Genomic DNA, 17,882 nt, shown 5'->3' on the forward strand with positions numbered 1-17,882 from the left:
AATCATCCTTTGTTTGATGTTTGAATGGAAGAAATGATGCGTGCCGGAGCACCGGCCGCCGTTACCCTGTCCGGTATGGAACGGATCACCGCGGAGCCGGCTCCGACAATGCTCCAAGCCCCGATTATGATCTGCGGTATGACGGATGCACCGGTTCCGACGTGAGCGCCTTCCTGAACGGAAACCGCTCCTGACAGCGTGGCACGCGGGGACAGATGAACGTAATCGCTGATTTGATTGTCGTGCTCTGCCACTGCACCCGTATTGATGATGCAGTGGGCGCCGATGCGCGCATCCGCCTGAATGATCGCGCCCGCCATAATCACTGTCCCTTCCCCAATGACAGCCGACTTGCTGACGATGGCTGACGGGTGAATCAATGTAATAAAATCATCTTTCCCCAGTCCCAGTCGCTCCGCCAGCTGTTTTCTGACACTGTTATTCCCAACAGCAATCAGAAACAGCACATCAGGAATGAGCCTGCGCAGTTCAGTAACGGCTTTCGGCGGTCCTGTGTACCATTCTTTTCCGCCTTCGAACGTTTTGAATTTATCATCCAGCACCGCGGCTAAGCGCGTATCTGAGCGGGCGTTTATCAGCTCTCTGATCACCTTTCCGTGACCGCCGTCACCCACAATGGCCACATTTTTCATGAGGACACATCTCCGCTTCCGGTAAACCGTTCCGCGGTCACATGATTGGTTTGCTGAATCCCTTCTGAAACAAGGACCTTTCGCACCGTCAAACATAAAATTTTCAAATCGAGAAAAAATGACCAGTTGTCAACGTACCAAACATCTAATTCAAATTTCTTTTCCCAGGAAATCGCGTTTCTGCCATTGATTTGCGCCCAGCCTGTGATACCCGGCTTCACCTCATGGCGCCGTGCCTGTTTTTCTGTATAAAGAGGCAGATAGTCCATCAAAAGCGGCCGCGGCCCGACAAGGCTCAGATCGCCCTTCAGGACATTCAGGAGCTGCGGAAGCTCATCAATGCTCAGCTTTCTGATCAGCCTGCCCGTTTTCGTCAGCCGGACTTCATCAGGCAGCAGATTTCCTTTACTGTCCCGTTCATCCGTCATTGTCCGGAACTTATATAGGGTGAACGGTTTGCCGTGCAGGCCCGGCCTTACTTGCTTAAAGAAGACAGGTGATCCTATTTTCAGCCTGACAACGGCGATGGTGAACAGAATGATCACACTTGTACAGCACAACAAAAAAATGGCGGCCGTCAGATCAAAAAGTCGTTTCAGGATCAAAGATTCACAGCTCCTTTCGTTTTTCGAAACCGTTTTAATACCAGCTGTCTTTCCTCTTTTGTACAAACGAGCATAAAAGCGAAAACAGCGTAGCAAAAGCTGACTGTCACTCCCGTCGCTATCAATGACGGCCAGCTGTCAATCTTCACAATGAACTGAATTGCCTTACAGACCGTCCAGGCAAATACAGCGGCTGAAAGAGGCCCGATTATGCCTTTAAGGAACACGTGCTTTTTGTAGCCTGTAATGCGGGATACGTAAAGCGGCGTAAAGATGGCATTTTTTAAAATAAGAGAAATGGCCCCTGCCAATGTTATGCCGTACAGACCGAGATGAGCCGGCCCGCTCAGCGTGACCGCCAGCACCACATTCACCGCACCTAACAGCAGGGTAACAATCGCCGGTGTTTTTTGTTGATTAAAAGCGGTCCATATATAAAACAGCGGCATAAAGGCGAGGCTGACAACCAAGTATCCGGCATGAATAAATAAAAGCGGTGCTATCGTTGAAAAGGACGGTCCGAGCCAGATTGTCAGAAAAGGTCCCGCCAATCCGCCCAATAAGGCAGCAGGAAGTGCAAGCAAAAGACCATTGAGCCTTACTGCCTTATTGGCGTAATTCATCAATCCTTCCATATCGCCTTTTGAATAATATGAAGTCATGATGGGCGCAAACAGGGATGCGACCGTTCCGGCCAAGCTGCGCAAAAGCAGCGGAAACTGGATAATCGCCGCGTATTTCCCGGATGCAGACGCCCCCAGCATCAAATTGGCGGTTAACAGATCAATCTGCAAAAAAAGCAGGACGCCGATTTGATTGACGGAGCTCCATGCGCCCGCTTGAAACAGCTCCTTGCTTGTACGGAATGAAAGATCCTTCATACGAAACGAAAACCACGGAATCAGCTTTTTGAAGAAATAGAAAGACAGCACAGACGCAATAACAGCACCAGCTAAAGCTGCAAGCTGGATCTGCCAGATTTTCGGCGCAAAGCATGCAAACAGGAGCAGCACAGACAGCACCCGTATAAGCATTTGCACCGCCTGAATGGAACTGGTGATATAAAGGCGGTTGGCATAAAATGGTGCAGCGCCGAAGCCCGCCATCAGAAACGTTAAAATAAACAGCACACTGCCGATTAAAATCGACAAACGCACATCTGCCAAAAGCGCTTGCGGCACATTCATGACGCGGTCAATAAAAAAAGCCGAACCCGCAAGCGGCAGCAAGAGCAGCAAGGAAATCAAAACAGAGGCGGCTAAATAATTGCTGATATACGCATTTGCTTTCTCCCGCTCTCCCCTGTGGGCAGCAACAGAAAAGAACCGAACGACAACCGAGCTGAGCGCCACGGTAATAACCGAAAAGTAATTAATCACATTTTGTGTCAAGTGAACAAAGCCAAACGCTTCGACACCGAGCGTTTTGACAATAAAAGGCGTCATCCAAACCGATAGGAAAACAGACAAGAGAAAAGCCGTGAGATTCGCGCTGAAATTTATCGTGAATTTCATGCCTGCTTCGCACTGCCTTTCATTGTCCCCCGCTGCTCGAAAAACAGCTTGATGAGAAAAGTGAGCCGCCATTTACACAGTGCTAATACCAAACGCTCTCCTCTTAATAATTTCTCATGCTGAAACGGTGTATGTCTGACAGCCTGCCGCACCATGTCATAGGATAAAATCTGTCTGATCTTCTTTTTGATGTCTTTCGGCGAATTCGGAGAAGCACAGGCATTTGCCAAAAGCATCGGAAGCTGGTGCCTGCAAATGTACACATTCAAATCTTCTTTACATGCGCCTGCTAAGCCGTAGTGATTGTAGAATGCGATTTTAGCCTGATATTGTTTTTGAAGATGTTCATCCATCGCCGGCTTATAAGGGATTTCTGTCAGGCTGTTCGGGTTTTCACGATAAATGTACAATCCTTCATCAAGCATTTTCACCCGCTCCGCTTCGCGAAAAGCGGACAAATTAAAGGGAGAGTCTTCAGCAAAACGGATGTCTTCATCAAACAGCAGATTCGCCCTTTCAAAAAGCTCACGACGGTAAAGATAACGCCATACATACCAGATAAATCTCGTTTCGTGAGCATGTTTAAGCTGTTCAGTCATTTCTGGTTTCGTCAGCACGCGGTTTGCCTCAAGCTGCGGCGGCACATATGTCCGCCTGTCCGATGACTGCTTGTAAAAACCGCATCCGACGATGTCAAGCTGATTTTGCTCCGCTTCTTCAGTCAGCCTCTGGAACATGGCGGATGATACATAATCGTCTCCGTCTACAAAGCCGATGTAAGTGCCCCGCGCGGCCTTTATTCCCGTATTTCGCGCTGAACTAAGCCCGCCGTTTGCCTGATGAATGACCCGGATTCTCGCATCCCGTTTTGCATAGTCCTCTGCAATTTCGCCTGAACGATCCGGTGTTCCGTCATTCACGAGGATGATTTCAATATCAGAAAGCGTTTGACGAAGCAAAGAATCAATGCACTCTTCTATAAATGGTTCAACATTATACATCGGGACAATAATGCTGACGAGCGGGATCATTGCGCTTCACCGCTGATTTTGTCACGCAGACCTTTAAAATACACATCTCTCGGAAAGCCTGCACGGGATGTTTCTTTTGTTAAAAGCTCATTGACTGCGGCTGTTACGCGCTCTGGCTCCGGATGTTCTATCAGCTTCATGAACGGGATGTCTTTAAGCCATTGATAGCCCTCCATCACCTTATGGTCAAAGGAGCGAATGACAACACACGGCGTTCCTGTCAGCGCGCAAAAAATCATGCCATGAAGCCTGTCAGTGACGACGGCTTCTGCGCTTTGCAGCTTAGACCACAGTGCTTCAAGTTCATGTTCGCGTGTATCGCGGCTGACCCGGCGGCCGATCGTTGTCGTAAAGGATTTGATCTCGCCGAATTCCTCACATAGCGCAGCCTTGACCCGGTTCCTCTGCTCCTCCTGAAGCACGCTTTCCTGATCCTCGCGCAAACACATATAAACCCCTTCGCGTTCTGCGGGAGCCTTGCTTCTGTCTAAATACAGCACCATGTCCGGCTGCTTCAAAATTGTTTTTTCTTGAAAATGCTGTTTCATAAATTGATACGTTGTTTCATCCCGCGCCATCAGCAATAGGCCGGGGTGCGCATTATAAATTTTCTGTGCCCGTTTCAGCTCTTTGCGCCCTTTTTTCGTGTCAGAAAAATGAGCCGTTGCCGGAAGCTGGACAACCCGATAGTCATGGAATGTTTTAATGATGAAGCGGCGCGTCCACTCCTCATAACGGTATAAATCCCCCATGTTTCCGCCGCCGATGATAAAGACCATATCCTCCGGATGGCGCGAGCGGATCAGGCTTTTTGCTGATTTGTAAATGTCCTTCATATCGACCTCGACGATGTCAAAGTCCGGGTATTCTTGCTCAAGAAATGCCTTGCTGGCATAAGCAATTGCGTGATCTCCCAAATTGTCATGGGACGGCAGCAGGGTCAGTATGATTTTTTTCTGATGTGCTGCGGCCTTTACCGGTTGATCTGCCGCTCCCAGCCAATATTGGGACGGGTATTTGACCTTTAGCAGCAGCCATTCTGCAAAATTGATTTTCAACGATTGTAACGACATGTCCTCACCCTCTGTTTCTCATTTTGTACTCGATCACCCGCTGATACACAGCCGATGCCATAGCGACGAACGGAATCATTCTGTATTTCGCCATCAGAAGCAGGCATGACCGTTTTGCGTCAAAAGGAGCAGTACCCGTTTTTGAAAGACTTTCTTGAAACACCGGGTCCGCGCATATCACGCCAACATTTCTAAGCTTTTCAAACAGCCGGCGGCTGCCGCTCGTTTTCCATTCATTCAGCATACAGATGCTGCTGTGAAGAACGATAAAGGTATCAAGCTCCTTGCGATACTCCTCCAGTTTGTTGTTCTCCTGTAAAAACGCCGCATTCGTCTCATACAGCGCAAGTCCTGATTCAAACAATTTTTTCTGATAGCGCTGCACAATGGAGGAAAGGTGAATTCGATAATGATAGAGCGGCGTTTTTACGTAGGATACTGAGCGGGCGAAAAAATGAGCCCTGAAGCTGAAAAACTGATCCTCGACATGCTCCAGCTCGCCTCGGAGCGGAAACGACAGCCGATGGGCTTCAATCATGCTTCTTCTGTACAGTTTGTTCCATGAAAACCCTCTGACCTTCCCTTCGAATAACGCCTTGATATAGTGCTCCTTCGGCTGATCCTGATAGGTTTGGGCAATGTCAGAGTCCATGGTTTTGCCAGTGTCCTCAAACTCTGCGGCGTAATTGCAAATGACCAGATCAGTTTCATCGCCTGCTGTCCGGAGCATCTGCTCGCAATAATCAGGCTCAATCCAATCGTCTGAATCGATAAACGCGATAAATTCGCCGCGTGCAGCTTCAATGCCTTTATTCCGAACCGCACCGAGTCCCTGGTTTTCCTGATGAATCACCTTGAACCTGTTGTCCATTTTGGCGTATTCTTCTGCGATATCCGGGCTGGCGTCAGCTGAACCGTCATTGACAATGATGATTTCAATATTGTCCATTGTCTGGTTCCGCAGTGATTCGAGACACGTTCTGATATATGTTTCTGTGTTATAAACAGCGACTAACAGACTAACCGCAGGTGTTTCCATAATGACCGGCTCCTCGTGCATAAATTACCGGGAAAAAATCGTTCTGTAAGGCAGAACCGATGAATCGACCGGCATAAGCAAATAACTGTAAAGAAAATAACAAACAACGATAGCGATATAGATAAGAGCGTTCGATTTTTCATCAAATATCCTGACGAAATAAGGGACTAGGATCATTTGATACAGACCGAAATAAATATTGAATCTGGCAAAAATCACGTCCTTTGTGGCCAAAAGGCCGAACAAAAAACCTAGCAGGCACAAATTGACGACAATATCAATTTGCGGCCACAGACTCCGCAGTCGTTCTTTATAGCAAAATGCAAGGAACAGCGGCAGAACCAAAACAGCGATTTTGATCACATTCATTCCATTTGTGTTCGTCATGAGCCATTTTTCATAATGGCTGTATGAGCTGTTTTCAAGTACAACGACAAACACAGAAATAAATTTTTGATATAAAAATGTCATGCCGAGAAATAAAGCGGATAGGCCGAATATCGCCGGTGACCAGGCTTTTCTTCTGACAATAAAGTACACTGGAATCATAATCAGCGCCGACGAATGAAAGAGCGAGCTGACCAGCACAATCAGGAAATATCGCTTCCAGTTCCCGCTAATGATATAACGGATCGCCCAAAACAAAACAGCTGCCACCATGTATTGCCTGATGCCGTTAAAAGATGCGTAATAATGAAAGGTTCCCAAAAATAAAAAGACACTCAGCTCAAACGGCCTGCCATAGTCGGCGAGTGTCTTCATAATAAAGCTGTAGGTCACGACCGCCACCGTAAAATACATGATTTGAGGATCTTCCGTGATGAAATTCATCAGCCAAAGGAGTGCGGTAAACCCCGGATCTGTCGCTGTTTTCGCTGTGCCGAAACCGAATATCTGCCACACATTTTGATAATCGCCCGCCAATTCGTACAACAGCGTGTACGTCTGAAAATCCGTGCCGACTCGATAGCGGAGACCTGACACGAGCACAAGTGAAGCGAGCGGAATCCAGATCAAAAGCTTATTCGGCCGATACCCCGTGGCAAGCGAATCATCACGGCCGCCGCACATTTTAGCGAACCAAGACCAAATAAATACAATCCCCATATTGACGGCATATACAATCATCGGTTATGGTCCTTTTCCGTGCTGATGTTGTATACATTCAGCAGCGCTCCTACATTTTGCTGTGCATCGTAGCCAAGTTGAGCGAGTGTTTCTTTGATGAACTCACGCTTCGGCCTGCCTGCGGCGGCCGCCCTTGCAATGGTTTCAGCCCAGACGCTGATCGGCTCAGAAAGACTTAATCTTGTGACAAGCCCGAGACCGGCGTCGACTTTTTCTGTAATGCTGTCTGAAATGATGCATGGAAGCCCCGACGCCTGCGCTTCCACAAGCACAACCGGCAAGCCTTCGTACAGAGACGGCATGACAAATACATCGAATGTTCGCATCAGTTCATGGATCCGTTCTTCCGTGCCTAAAAAGAGGACGTCTGATAGCAAATTCTGCTGCCGCGCCTCCTCCTCTATCTCCCCGCACAACGGCCCGTCTCCCGCCAGAACGAGCTGAAAGCGAATGCCTCTTTCCTTGAGATGTGCGGCAAGCTTCAACAGGAACGCGTGGTTTTTCACTTCATGAAACCGGGCCACATGGCCAATGATGAGCCGGTCGGCTGCAATGCCGCGTGCTGCTTTTTCTTCATCAGCCGCCTGCCCATTTGGGGCGAACAACTCAAGGTCAATCCCGTTAGGAAGAAGGTGAACACGCTCCCGCTCCATATTGGACTGTCCAAATAAAAACCTGCCCGCATCCTCTCCGCAGGCACACAGCGCTGTCGCATTTGCCAAAATGAGCCGCCTGAACACGAGCAGCTGCAATCGATCCTTCCAGTTGAAGCCGGTCTTCCAAGACGTATTGTGGGAGTGGCATACCCTGACCGGCACTCCGGCGAGCCTTGCCGCAAGGGCGATAAAACCCGTTTGGAAATCCGTGTGCGCATGAACGGCGCTGAACGGCCCATTTTCTTTTATCGCGTTTCTCACATTCCTCACAAATGTAAGGGGATTGCTTTGCCCAATGCTCGGGACATAAAAAAGCCGCCCGCCTAAAGATAAAATCTCTTCATCATAAGCGCACGGATCATTTCGATACGTTAAAAAATCAAATTGCACTTTGCTTTTGTCCATCTTCCGATATAAATTCATTACCATGGTTTCCGCGCCGCCCCTGTTCATGCCGCTGAGAACATGGAGCACGCGCTTTTGGCTGCTATTCATGCTTGACAAGCCCTTCCTTTTGGTTCATCACTCTTTTTTTATGGTAGCGATTCATCACAGCTGCAGGCATAAAGGCGCGAATTAACGGTTTTGCGATATATATGTAATCAGATAAAGGAAGCTTCAAGCGTCTGCACGCCTGATAGACAAGAATGGCATTGTCGATTGAATACGTAAATGACCGCCGTTTGAATGCATCGCTGTCTTCCCTCACTTTATACAAGGCTTCCTGAAGATTATAGCCCCTGAAGCCCTCTTCAAAAAAGCGAAGCCACAAATCAATATCTTCCATTCGTCTCGTCCGCCGCACCGACCGGTAGCCTTTCAGCGTGCGGTAGGCACTCGCTCTCATCATAATCGTGCCGTGGCAAAATGGAGTCCCTTTTGCCATGATGCCCGGCTCCGGAACAGAAGGCAGAATGCGGGCGCCTCTTACGCCAAATTCATCAAACACAAGCATGCCGGTGCCAACCACCTGATAGTGTCGGTGCTTTTCTAAAAACGCGACCTGCTTTTCCAGACGGCGCGGAAACGAAAGGTCATCTCCGTCCTGACGTGCGATATAATCGCCTGTCGCATGCGAAAGACAATGATTTAATGATGCGGCAAGCCGCTTATTTGTTTTGTTTTGAATCAGTTTGATGCGGTCGCTGTAATGAGCGGCATACTGCTTCGCGATACGGAGCGTGCCGTCTGTTGACGCATCATCGCACAAAATCAGCTCCCAATTTTTATAGGATTGGCTGAGTATGGATTCTATGCTTTCTGCCAAAGTGCGTTCGCAATTATAAATGCCCATAATGACAGAAACTTTCGGTCCTGAGTTCATACGCTTTTCTCCTTTGTATCCATATCCATGTACGCGGAATAAATATCTGCCATTTCTTCCACCGTTCGCGCCTCCGAGAAGCGCAAGGCTGTTTTTCGGCCTTCCTGTCCCAGCTTTCGGCAGAGCTCCGGCTTATGGTAAAGCTGTTCAATCCGGCGGGCAAAAGCAGCACTGTCACCGATTTTGATCAGAAAACCGTTTTCTCCGTCGCGGATGATTTCCCGATGCCCGCGATTATCTGTGGCGATCGCCGGTTGTTCTGCCGCCATTCCCTCAAGCACATTCATACCGAGGCCTTCTCTAATGCTGGATGCGACAGATACATCCGCAAGCTGAATCAACTCATGTATGTCGCTGCAAAAGCCGTAAAAACAGACATGGGCGGAGGCACCAAGCTTTTCAGCTAACGTTTGATACGTATGTTCCATTGCCCCTTCCCCGGCAAACACAAGGCGGAGTGAGGGAATTTTTTCTTTTAGCAAGGCTGCGGCTTCAATTAACTGCTTCTGGTTTTTGTTCAGATTGAGCTCAGCCGGATAAACCAATATAAAATCATCTTCACGGAACCCGTGCTTTTCTCTGAGTCTTTGCTGCTCTATCGGACTGACAGGCCGGAAACGCTCGGTATTGACGCCAATGCCGTGAATTTTCTGCGTCCTTCCGCCCGGCCTTTGAAGTCCTTTCGCCCGTATGTAATCCTCTTCATTAATCGTAATCAGGCAGTCTGTATATGCTGAAAGCCATTTCTCAACCGGATAGTAAAGAAGCCAATTTTTCATCGGTGCCCCTTTGCAGAAGTGAAATCCGTGCGCTGTGTACAGCACCTTTGTTCCGTGCCGCCGTGCCTGCCTCGCCGCCAGTCTGGCGAGAACGCCGCCGACCGGTGTATGGCAATGGACAATGTCGTATTCATAAGTGTCAATCACTTTCTTCAGCTGCCTATAAACGGCCAGGTTCTGAGGGTCAAAAGGTGACCTGCGAATCGGGATGGAGAATTTCTCATCCACATACGGCAGCTTGGTTTGTCCGTTCGCGGCGACATGAACCTCCCAGCCCATTTGCTTGAACCATTTAAAATAAGGGAGGTGAAAGGCCTTAAAATGATAATCAACAGTCGCGCAAAACAATATCTTTTTCGTCATTTTCACTCCCCCTAATGAACGCTGGCAGCCGTCATTTCTTCTGATGTATTGATTGCCGCAAACAGCCTCGCTCTCAGGTCGGCTTCCGGCAGCTCATGAAAATCCTCGATAAAGCGCATCAGCACCGGCCAATCGCCGTCCACCGCTTTACCGATGTGAATTTTTGGAAAGATTTGTTCAGCATGGACTTCATTTTTGTTCAGCAATTCTTCATACATTTTTTCGCCCGGACGAATGCCTGTGAATTCGATTGGAACCTGCTCAGTCGTGTAGCCGGACAAATGAATGAGGTTTTTGGCAAGATCCACAATCTTTACGGGCTCTCCCATATCGAGAACGAAAATTTGACGCCCTTTCGCCAGTGCCCCAGCCTGAATCACAAGCCTTGATGCCTCGGGAATCGTCATGAAATAGCGGGTCATTGCCGGATGTGTTACTGTCACCGGGCCGCCTTTTTCAATCTGTTTTTTGAAAATTGGAATGACGCTGCCGCGGCTCCCGAGTACATTGCCGAAGCGAACAGCAACAAATTTGGTTCTGCTGACTTTCCCAAGATTCATAATAATCATCTCTGCGAATCGTTTTGTCGCCCCCATTACGTTGGCTGGGTTCACCGCTTTGTCCGATGAAATCAGCACGAATGTCTCAGTTCCCGACATATCGGCTGCTTCCGCGACATTTTTTGTTCCGATAATATTGTTTTTGACCGCCTCTTCTGGATTGTGTTCCATTAAAGGCACATGCTTATGGGCAGCTGCATGATAGACAACATGCGGCTCGTATTTTTTCATCAAGGTAAACATTTTATCGCGGTCCTGCACATCAGCGATTTCCGTATGGAACACAATGTGTTTGCCGAATCGTCCGTTCAGCTCTGTATAAATCGAATGAATGCTGTTTTCCCCATGGCCGAGCAGAATGATTTCCTTAGGCTGAAACGCGCTGATCTGACGGCAGATTTCCGAGCCGATTGATCCGCCCGCTCCCGTGACGAGAACTGTTTTTCCTTTGATGCGGTTCGAAATTTCGCTAGTGTCGAGGGTTACCGGCTTTCTGCCGAGCAAGTCCTCAGCTTTTACATCTCTGATTTGTCCGGCAGTTCGTGTGCCAAGCAGCATTTCATCAAAATGAGGCATAATTTTAATGCTTACTCCGGTTCGCACACATTCTTTATATAACACCTGAAGCTCATGGGTGCGGAGTGAAGGAATGGCAATAATAATATAATTAATTTTGAGCTTTTGCACCGCAGGCATGATACTTTCTTTTCCGCCGATTACGGGCAGCCCCATAATTTCTAATTTATGCTTCGTTTGGTCGTCATCAATAAAAGCGACAGGTATGATATCAGGTTCATCTTTCGAAAGCAGCTGCCTGACCATCAGAGTCCCACCTGAGCCCGCCCCGATAATCAGCGCGCGGGACGAGGCGCAGCGTTTTTTCCTGATGCTTTCGTTTAATACTCTGGATAAAATACGGGTCCCTCCAATAGACAAAAGCTGAAGCACCCAGCACGCGGTTAACAGACGGAAGAACATCGTGTGATACACAGCATACTGAATGACGCCGGTCACAGCGGCTGAAAGCGTAATGCCCTTAAGCAGGACAATCAGCTCGCCAAGCCCGGTGTATGTCCACACCTGTTTATACTGATTGAACAGGAAAGCACACACATGATAGCTGAGGAGCAAGCTGACAGCGGTAAGCAGTAATGCTCCGGAGTCATAAAATTGATAGGAATCTTTTAAAAATTGATATCCTGCAATAACTGAATTTAAAACGAGGTAAGTATCCAGCGCAATAATCATTGACAGTCTTCTCCGGTAACTCAACCTTTTCCCCCCTAATTCTTTTATCGGTTTAGCTGCGGCGGTTTTCGTCTCTCCAAAAAATCGGCAGCAGCTAAACCGACAATACGTCCTATGTATATATGAGATAAGTGGGCATTTAACCCATCCTCACGCCCCGCCAGCGACGACCAGCATCTAAGGCAGCAACTTCAGCTGCCCACAGCAGAGCCGAGTGCCTCCATTGATACAGGTCAGGAGACATCACCTTTACAAAAACTAGTAGGAATAGTGTTCCGATTTTTTCATTTTCTTTTTGTTTAAAAGAGCGCCTAACAGCTTCGCATTGGATTGTTCCAGTGCATCTTTTGCTTTCAGAACGGTATCGGTTTTTGTTTTTCCGCTTAAAACGACGAGCACGCTGCCGTCTGTCTGATTTGCTAGAATCTGAGCATCTGCAACAGCCAAAAGAGGAGGGGAATCAAAGATGACGAGGCTGAATTGTTCATAGATCTCAGATATTAAATCTCCCATTGCTTTTGAAGACAACAGTTCTGCCGGGTTTGGCGGGGTCGGCCCGCTTGTCAGTACATATAAGTTATCGATCGGCGTCTTTTGCACCGTCTCACTGAGTGAAGCATTGCCGACCAGCACATTTGTCAGCCCGGTTACATTATCAACCTGAAACGTCTGATTGATGGTCGGCTTTCTTAAATCGGCATCCACCAGCAGTACTTTCTTTTCCTGCTGCTGCGCAAAGACAGCCGCAAGATTCGCTGCACTGAACGATTTACCTTCACCAGGCACAGAGGAGGTGACGAGGATAGATCGCAAGTTGGTCTGGACAGATGAGAACTCAATGTTTGTCCGAATGGTGCGATATTGTTCCGCAACAACTGATTTATTGTGTAAAACAGATATTTGAGCCAAACCTCGCCTTGCTTTCTTTTTTCTAAAGATCACTCGCTTCACTCCCCGAAATGTTTTATCCCGCGATTCCGCCCTTTGTGGACATCAGGAACGGAGCCTAAGCATGGCAATCCGGTTCTCTCGCTGAGCTGCCGTGCGCTTTTGCATGTATCATCGAGAAAATGCAGAAAAAATGCCAGTGTAATGCCGCCCATGACAGCAGCGCCAAAAGCCATGACCATATTTCGCAGCCTGGCCGGCTTGATCATCGGGCTTTCCGAAGCCTTCGCCTCTGATAATATATGTACGCCTTGTACATTCATTCTTTCATCTACTTCTTTTTCAAACTTGTTCACTAACGTGTTCGCAATCTCAGCTGCTTTCGCCGGATCGTGATCCTGAACGGCAACGTTGATTATTTCTGATTCATTTTCACTGCTGGTAACCACTTTTCCTTTCAGCGAGGAAGCCGATTCAGATAGGTGCAATTCCGCCTTAACTTCTTCCATCAAGGCAGTGCTTTTCATAATCGATTGGAACGTGCTGCTATACTGAAGATTTCGCTGGATGTCACTGAGATTCGAGTTTTCTTCACCGTCTGATTCATGAACCAGCACCTGTGTCGACGCCTGGTAGGTCGGTGAAATGACCTTAAATTGCACAAAACCCATAATAAGGGTGACGCCGATTGTGATGAGCAGAATCAGCACGAATCTGTGTCTGACAATCGCATATAATTCTTTGAAACTCATATTCTCATTCATGTATTCATAGCCTTCAGCCTTCCCGCGGCTGGCTTCCCGCGCCCCTTTCTGTTAATGATTGGATTATAAAAGAAAACGTTATTATTTAAAAATTGCAAAATAAGCCAATAAGTTCTCTTTAGAGAACAAAATCATGATTTTCCTCTAATTTACTGCACTTCCCTTATTATTTTAAATTTTATAAAGAACGAAAAATTCCTTATAATGAACGAAATAACGACAGGAATAGAGGAGAATTTCATATTATGATTGGAAGAATTATCCGTTTGTACCGTAAAAGAAAAGGCTATTCTATTAATCAGCTGGCTGTTGAGTCAGGCGTATCCAAATCCTATTTAAGCAAGATTGAAAGAGGCGTTCACACGAATCCGTCCGTTCAATTTTTAAAAAAAGTTTCTGCCACACTGGAAGTTGAATTAACAGAATTATTTGACGCAGAAACAATGATGTATGAAAAAATCAGCGGCGGTGAAGAAGAATGGCGCGTACATTTAGTGCAAGCCGTACAAGCCGGGATGGAAAAGGAAGAATTGTTCACTTTTACGAACAGACTCAAGAAAGAACAGCCTGAAACTGCCTCTTACCGCAACCGCAAACTGACGGAATCCAATATAGAAGAATGGAAAGCGCTGATGGCGGAGGCAAGAGAAATCGGCTTGTCTGTCCATGAAGTCAAATCCTTTTTAAAAACAAAGGGAAGATGATGATCGGTTAAAGGGCTAACGTTCGCATCTATAGGGGAAATCTGTTTATAATGGGGGAAAAAGGGAGAGAACACAATGACTCATCAAATAGTAACGACTCAATACGGCAAAGTAAAAGGCACAACGGAAAACGGCGTACATAAGTGGAAAGGCATCCCCTATGCCAAGCCGCCTGTCGGACAATGGCGTTTTAAAGCACCTGAGCCGCCTGAAGTGTGGGAAGATGTGCTTGATGCCACAGCGTACGGCTCTATTTGCCCGCAGCCGTCTGATTTGCTGTCACTTTCGTATACTGAGCTGCCCCGCCAGTCCGAGGATTGCTTGTATGTCAATGTATTTGCGCCTGACACCCCAAGTAAAAATCTTCCTGTCATGGTGTGGATTCACGGAGGCGCTTTTTATCTAGGAGCGGGCAGTGAGCCATTGTATGACGGATCAAAACTTGCGGCACAGGGAGAAGTCATTGTCGTTACATTGAACTATCGGCTGGGGCCGTTTGGCTTTTTGCACTTGTCTTCATTTAATGAGGCGTATTCTGATAACCTTGGGCTTTTAGACCAAGCCGCCGCGCTGAAATGGGTGCGAGAGAATATTTCAGCGTTTGGCGGTGATCCCGATAACGTAACAGTATTTGGAGAATCCGCCGGCGGGATGAGCATTGCCGCGCTGCTTGCTATGCCTGCGGCAAAAGGCCTGTTCCAGAAAGCAATCATGGAAAGCGGCGCTTCTCGAACGATGACGAAAGAACAAGCGGCGAGCACCTCGGCAGCCTTTTTACAGGTCCTTGGGATTAACGAGGGCCAACTGGATAAATTGCATACGGTTTCTGCGGAAGATTTGCTAAAAGCGGCTGATCAGCTTCGGATTGCAGAAAAAGAAAATATCTTTCAGCTGTTCTTCCAGCCCGCCCTTGATCCGAAAACGCTGCCTGAAGAACCAGAAAAAGCGATCGCAGAAGGGGCTGCTTCCGGTATTCCGCTATTAATTGGAACAACCCGTGATGAAGGATATTTATTTTTCACCCCGGATTCAGACGTTCATTCTCAGGAAACGCTTGATGCAGCGCTCGAGTATTTACTAGGGAAGCCGCTGGCAGAGAAAGTTGCCGATTTGTATCCGCGTTCTCTGGAAAGCCAAATTCATATGATGACTGATTTATTATTTTGGCGCCCTGCCGTCGCCTATGCATCCGCACAGTCTCATTACGCCCCTGTCTGGATGTACAGGTTCGATTGGCACCCGAAGAAGCCGCCGTACAATAAAGCGTTTCACGCATTAGAGCTTCCTTTTGTCTTTGGAAATCTGGACGGATTGGAACGAATGGCAAAAGCGGAGATTACGGATGAGGTGAAACAGCTTTCTCACACGATACAATCAGCGTGGATCACGTTCGCCAAAACAGGAAACCCAAGCACCGAAGCTGTGAATTGGCCTGCGTATCATGAAGAAACGAGAGAGACGCTGATTTTAGACTCAGAGATTACGATCGAAAACGATCCCGAATCTGAAAAAAGGCAGAAGCTATTCCCTTCAAAAGGAGAATAAATATGGGGAAAACAGGATACATTGGTGCTGCCATTGTTGTGGCAGCTTGTATCATTATTTTGTCGGCCGTGGTATGTTTACGGGACACAGTCTATTACCAGCCTATGCGCTGGACTGGCATCATACTGTTTTTCGCGGGAATTGTGATGGTTCCCGCATACTCAGCAAAAAGAAAACCCGGAAAAGAGAAGTAATTCTCTTTTCCGGGTTTTTATGTTTATTATAATCTTCCCGCGCGAATATCGTCTGTCATTCCCTCATAAGGAGCCTTCGAAATCACTTCTTCGTTGTCGACTCCTTCATTTTTCAGAAATGTAATTTCCGCAAATTCAGGTACAACGTATTTTGGATACGTTTCATATTTTTCGCGGGATTCTTTCATCAAATCAATGTGGTCATTTTGGTAGCAAACCGTAATTTCAGGATGTTCATGCACCCATTTCGGGAAGAAAATAATGCCATGCATGCGTTTTTCATTTGGCATAAAGTTTAATGAAACATCCGTGCCAGTCGGCTCTGTCCAAGACACTTTATATACGCCTTCTGTCAGTTTGACAATATTCACTTCCTGATCTCGAACCCAGCGTCCGGCAACCATTCCGCTATGAATTCTATAATCAATTGTATGGTCGTTTTTAATATAAATCTCGTATTCCCATCCGTTTTCATACGTATAAATCATGTGGCTTCCGATAAAGTTTTCCATCTTACACACTCTCCTTAGTCTTTTACTGTACTTCATAAATGTCTAGTAGAACGTAATCAGGGGTTCTTTCTGCGGAACCGATAAACAAGCGGTCATGGAGCCATTGATAGACTTCACTGCCTGTTTCAAACGTCGGTACCGTACGAAAATAAACATGCTCCGGTTCAATAATTTCCCCGGCTGCCGCTTGTTTTCGAAACGGCTTGCTGACTTGCCGTATTCCATTGTTTTCAATGTAAATCAGTTCATGATCTGCTGTTTCAATCACATACCTGGCAGATAAATCTGTTCTGCCGTTAGCGCGAATCATTTGTGAATCGGCACCGCCCGGCAAAATACGTCCCTTTACTTCCCCGGTTATTGTTCCCGAACGAATCGGAATGAATCATCTCAGTCCCAGGCTTGTCTCACCAATCGTGATAGGCGGATCAACCTTGATTTCTAAAGAGGCGAATGGTTTTAAAACCGGCTTCTTCACGAGAACCACCTCACCTTCAGAAAAAATCATGTAACTATTTACATGTTCACTTTAACACCATTGCAGTTAACTGTCAAACAATAGGAACATAAAAAAACAAGGACTGTTTGAAGACAGTCCTTGTCTGAAGCTAGCTTTGATAAGCAAGATATGTGCTGACAGTGCTTTTGGCAAGACAGGCAGAGGAATCTATAATCGGAATCTCACTTTGAATATGATCTAACACCGCATTTAAATCCGTGCAGGCTGAAATGATGATGTCTGCATGCTGACTGATTTCTTCATATAGCGTCTGCCACAATGCTTGTGTATGCTGCATATGATTTGGCTGTTTGATTGCGGCGATAAGCTGGTTCACAGCCTGCTGCCAATGGTCCTTGTGAATAACTTCTTGTCCATTTCCCTTCAGAACTTTTTGGTAGATGGCGGATTGGATGGTTGGCTCTGTTCCTAAAACCACCGCTTTTTTTGCGGGATGCGGAATCTCTTTTATCGTTTCCTCAACAATATGCAACATAGGAACTGACAATGCCTGCTGAATCTCTTCATAGTAGACATGCGCCGTATTACAAGGCAGCGCAATGAAATCCACGCCTGTTTTCTCGAGCTTTACCGCTCCGTCGATAATCGCTTTTTTCATCTCGTCATGGTCAATTGGACGATCTGCATAGAAGGGCGTCGGGCATGAATAGATCATCATGTGCGGATAGTCAATATCGTTTGAAGCCCCATACAGCTTCTGACAGTAATCAATCACCTTATCAATAAACGGCGAGGTCGATTTCGGCCCCATTCCGGCTAATATTCCGATCATCAAATTCATT

At 47.1% G+C, this 17,882-nt stretch carries 18 protein-coding genes, 2 pseudogenes and 2 other annotated features; of the genes and pseudogenes, 3 read left to right on the top strand and 17 right to left on the bottom strand.

The genetic code is table 11. The features are described 5' to 3' along the window. Window positions 1–2: 2 nt before the first annotated feature. The 13 genes from epsM to epsA all read right to left on the bottom strand — a co-directional run bounded on the left by epsM (window position 3) and on the right by epsA (window position 13,625). The gene (gene epsM, locus BSU_34240) at window positions 3–653 is read right to left on the bottom strand and encodes a putative O-acetyltransferase involved in biofilm matrix formation (protein ID NP_391304.1); all 651 of its coding nucleotides are present in this window, start codon (window positions 651–653) and stop codon (window positions 3–5) included. After that, complete coding sequence (gene epsL / locus BSU_34250; protein NP_391305.1) at window positions 650–1,258, bottom strand: putative phosphotransferase involved in extracellular matrix synthesis; 609 nt, start codon at window positions 1,256–1,258, stop codon at window positions 650–652. Before epsL ends, epsM begins: the two co-directional genes overlap by 4 nt. Further along, window positions 1,255–2,772, bottom strand: a complete 1,518-nt coding sequence (gene epsK, locus BSU_34265) for a putative extracellular matrix component exporter; putative cyclic di-GMP receptor (RefSeq protein ID YP_003097789.1) — start codon at window positions 2,770–2,772, stop codon at window positions 1,255–1,257. The genes epsL and epsK overlap by 4 nt, the downstream gene beginning before the upstream one ends. Continuing rightward, entirely contained in the window at window positions 2,769–3,803 is a 1,035-nt protein-coding gene (epsJ, locus tag BSU_34280; protein ID NP_391308.1) for a putative glycosyl transferase involved in biofilm matrix formation, read from the bottom strand. The genes epsK and epsJ overlap by 4 nt, the downstream gene beginning before the upstream one ends. Next, window positions 3,800–4,876 carry a putative polysaccharide pyruvyl transferase involved in biofilm matrix formation gene (epsI, locus tag BSU_34290; RefSeq protein NP_391309.1) on the bottom strand — a complete coding sequence of 359 codons (1,077 nt, stop codon included), beginning with the start codon at window positions 4,874–4,876 and terminating at the stop codon, window positions 3,800–3,802. Before epsI ends, epsJ begins: the two co-directional genes overlap by 4 nt. A gap of 4 nt (window positions 4,877–4,880) precedes the next feature. Further along, complete coding sequence (epsH, locus tag BSU_34300) at window positions 4,881–5,915, bottom strand: putative glycosyltransferase involved in biofilm formation (RefSeq protein NP_391310.1); 1,035 nt, start codon at window positions 5,913–5,915, stop codon at window positions 4,881–4,883. A gap of 24 nt (window positions 5,916–5,939) precedes the next feature. After that, entirely contained in the window at window positions 5,940–7,043 is a 1,104-nt protein-coding gene (gene epsG, locus BSU_34310) for a biofilm extracellular matrix formation chain-length determining factor (protein NP_391311.1), read from the bottom strand. Next, a complete protein-coding gene (epsF, locus tag BSU_34320) occupies window positions 7,040–8,194 on the bottom strand; it encodes a putative glycosyltransferase involved in matrix formation (chain-length determination) (RefSeq protein ID NP_391312.1) in 1,155 nt (384 codons plus the stop codon). Before epsF ends, epsG begins: the two co-directional genes overlap by 4 nt. Next, window positions 8,187–9,023 (bottom strand): bifunctional flagellar clutch and glycosyltransferase acting during biofilm formation, encoded by an 837-nt coding sequence (epsE, locus tag BSU_34330; RefSeq protein NP_391313.2) that lies wholly within the window; start codon window positions 9,021–9,023, stop codon window positions 8,187–8,189. Before epsE ends, epsF begins: the two co-directional genes overlap by 8 nt. Next, window positions 9,020–10,165, bottom strand: a complete 1,146-nt coding sequence (gene epsD / locus BSU_34340) for a putative extracellular matrix glycosyltransferase (RefSeq protein ID NP_391314.1) — start codon at window positions 10,163–10,165, stop codon at window positions 9,020–9,022. The genes epsE and epsD overlap by 4 nt, the downstream gene beginning before the upstream one ends. Before the next feature lie 11 nt (window positions 10,166–10,176). Beyond that, the gene (gene epsC / locus BSU_34350) at window positions 10,177–11,973 is read right to left on the bottom strand and encodes a putative UDP-sugar epimerase involved in biofilm matrix formation (RefSeq protein ID NP_391315.1); all 1,797 of its coding nucleotides are present in this window, start codon (window positions 11,971–11,973) and stop codon (window positions 10,177–10,179) included. Between the two features lie 258 nt (window positions 11,974–12,231). After that, complete coding sequence (gene epsB, locus BSU_34360; protein ID NP_391316.1) at window positions 12,232–12,915, bottom strand: protein tyrosine kinase involved in biofilm matrix formation; 684 nt, start codon at window positions 12,913–12,915, stop codon at window positions 12,232–12,234. A gap of 5 nt (window positions 12,916–12,920) precedes the next feature. After that, window positions 12,921–13,625, bottom strand: a complete 705-nt coding sequence (gene epsA / locus BSU_34370) for a modulator of protein tyrosine kinase EpsB involved in biofilm matrix formation (RefSeq protein NP_391317.1) — start codon at window positions 13,623–13,625, stop codon at window positions 12,921–12,923. Window positions 13,626–13,870: 245 nt separating this feature from the next. Between epsA and slrR the strand changes: the two genes are divergently transcribed. The 3 genes from slrR (at window position 13,871) to BSU_34399 (ending at window position 16,068) form a co-directional block, all read left to right on the top strand. After that, entirely contained in the window at window positions 13,871–14,329 is a 459-nt protein-coding gene (gene slrR, locus BSU_34380; protein NP_391318.1) for a transcriptional regulator of autolysin genes (biofilm formation), read from the top strand. Window positions 14,330–14,404: 75 nt separating this feature from the next. Further along, window positions 14,405–15,874, top strand: coding sequence for a para-nitrobenzyl esterase (intracellular esterase B) (gene pnbA, locus BSU_34390; RefSeq protein ID NP_391319.1), 1,470 nt, complete (start codon window positions 14,405–14,407; stop codon window positions 15,872–15,874). A 2-nt stretch (window positions 15,875–15,876) separates the two neighbouring features. Beyond that, a complete protein-coding gene (locus BSU_34399) occupies window positions 15,877–16,068 on the top strand; it encodes a hypothetical protein (RefSeq protein ID YP_009514003.1) in 192 nt (63 codons plus the stop codon). A gap of 26 nt (window positions 16,069–16,094) precedes the next feature. Here BSU_34399 and padC read toward each other — a convergent pair whose 3' ends face one another. From padC to racX, 4 genes and pseudogenes are all read right to left on the bottom strand, one after another. Further along, the gene (gene padC, locus BSU_34400) at window positions 16,095–16,580 is read right to left on the bottom strand and encodes a phenolic acid decarboxylase (RefSeq protein NP_391320.1); all 486 of its coding nucleotides are present in this window, start codon (window positions 16,578–16,580) and stop codon (window positions 16,095–16,097) included. Window positions 16,581–16,602: 22 nt separating this feature from the next. Beyond that, window positions 16,603–16,914: a sequence feature (Evidence 4: Unknown function but conserved in other organisms), on the bottom strand. Then, a pseudogene (gene yveG / locus BSU_34410) lies at window positions 16,603–16,914 on the bottom strand. It overlaps the preceding feature by 312 nt. Window positions 16,915–16,965: 51 nt before the next feature. Then, window positions 16,966–17,058: a sequence feature (Evidence 5: Unknown function), on the bottom strand. After that, window positions 16,966–17,058: pseudogene (gene yveF / locus BSU_34420) on the bottom strand. (Overlaps the previous feature by 93 nt.) Before the next feature lie 130 nt (window positions 17,059–17,188). Further along, window positions 17,189–17,872: a promiscuous aminoacid racemase (prefers arginine, lysine and ornithine) gene (gene racX / locus BSU_34430; protein ID NP_391323.1), complete on the bottom strand. Its 684-nt coding sequence runs from the start codon at window positions 17,870–17,872 to the stop codon at window positions 17,189–17,191. Window positions 17,873–17,882 lie beyond the last annotated feature (10 nt).

The sequence above is a fragment of the Bacillus subtilis subsp. subtilis str. 168 genome (assembly GCF_000009045.1).
Lineage (GTDB): Bacteria > Bacillota > Bacilli > Bacillales > Bacillaceae > Bacillus > Bacillus subtilis.

Excerpts from the sequence above, each read along its gene's own strand:
- epsM (NP_391304.1), bottom strand. The coding sequence starts at position 653 with ATGAAAAATGTGGCCATTGTGGGTGACGGCGGTCACGGAAAGGTGATC.
- epsK (YP_003097789.1), bottom strand. The coding sequence starts at position 2,772 with ATGAAATTCACGATAAATTTCAGCGCGAATCTCACGGCTTTTCTCTTG.
- epsJ (NP_391308.1), bottom strand. The coding sequence starts at position 3,803 with ATGATCCCGCTCGTCAGCATTATTGTCCCGATGTATAATGTTGAACCA.
- epsI (NP_391309.1), bottom strand. The coding sequence starts at position 4,876 with ATGTCGTTACAATCGTTGAAAATCAATTTTGCAGAATGGCTGCTGCTA.
- epsH (NP_391310.1), bottom strand. The coding sequence starts at position 5,915 with ATGGAAACACCTGCGGTTAGTCTGTTAGTCGCTGTTTATAACACAGAA.
- epsG (NP_391311.1), bottom strand. The coding sequence starts at position 7,043 with ATGATTGTATATGCCGTCAATATGGGGATTGTATTTATTTGGTCTTGG.
- epsF (NP_391312.1), bottom strand. The coding sequence starts at position 8,194 with ATGAATAGCAGCCAAAAGCGCGTGCTCCATGTTCTCAGCGGCATGAAC.
- epsE (NP_391313.2), bottom strand. The coding sequence starts at position 9,023 with ATGAACTCAGGACCGAAAGTTTCTGTCATTATGGGCATTTATAATTGC.
- epsD (NP_391314.1), bottom strand. The coding sequence starts at position 10,165 with ATGACGAAAAAGATATTGTTTTGCGCGACTGTTGATTATCATTTTAAG.
- epsC (NP_391315.1), bottom strand. The coding sequence starts at position 11,973 with ATGATTATTGCGCTGGATACTTACCTCGTTTTAAATTCAGTTATTGCA.
- epsA (NP_391317.1), bottom strand. The coding sequence starts at position 13,625 with ATGAATGAGAATATGAGTTTCAAAGAATTATATGCGATTGTCAGACAC.
- slrR (NP_391318.1), top strand. The coding sequence starts at position 13,871 with ATGATTGGAAGAATTATCCGTTTGTACCGTAAAAGAAAAGGCTATTCT.
- pnbA (NP_391319.1), top strand. The coding sequence starts at position 14,405 with ATGACTCATCAAATAGTAACGACTCAATACGGCAAAGTAAAAGGCACA.
- BSU_34399 (YP_009514003.1), top strand. The coding sequence starts at position 15,877 with ATGGGGAAAACAGGATACATTGGTGCTGCCATTGTTGTGGCAGCTTGT.
- padC (NP_391320.1), bottom strand. The coding sequence starts at position 16,580 with ATGGAAAACTTTATCGGAAGCCACATGATTTATACGTATGAAAACGGA.
- racX (NP_391323.1), bottom strand. The coding sequence starts at position 17,872 with ATGATCGGAATATTAGCCGGAATGGGGCCGAAATCGACCTCGCCGTTT.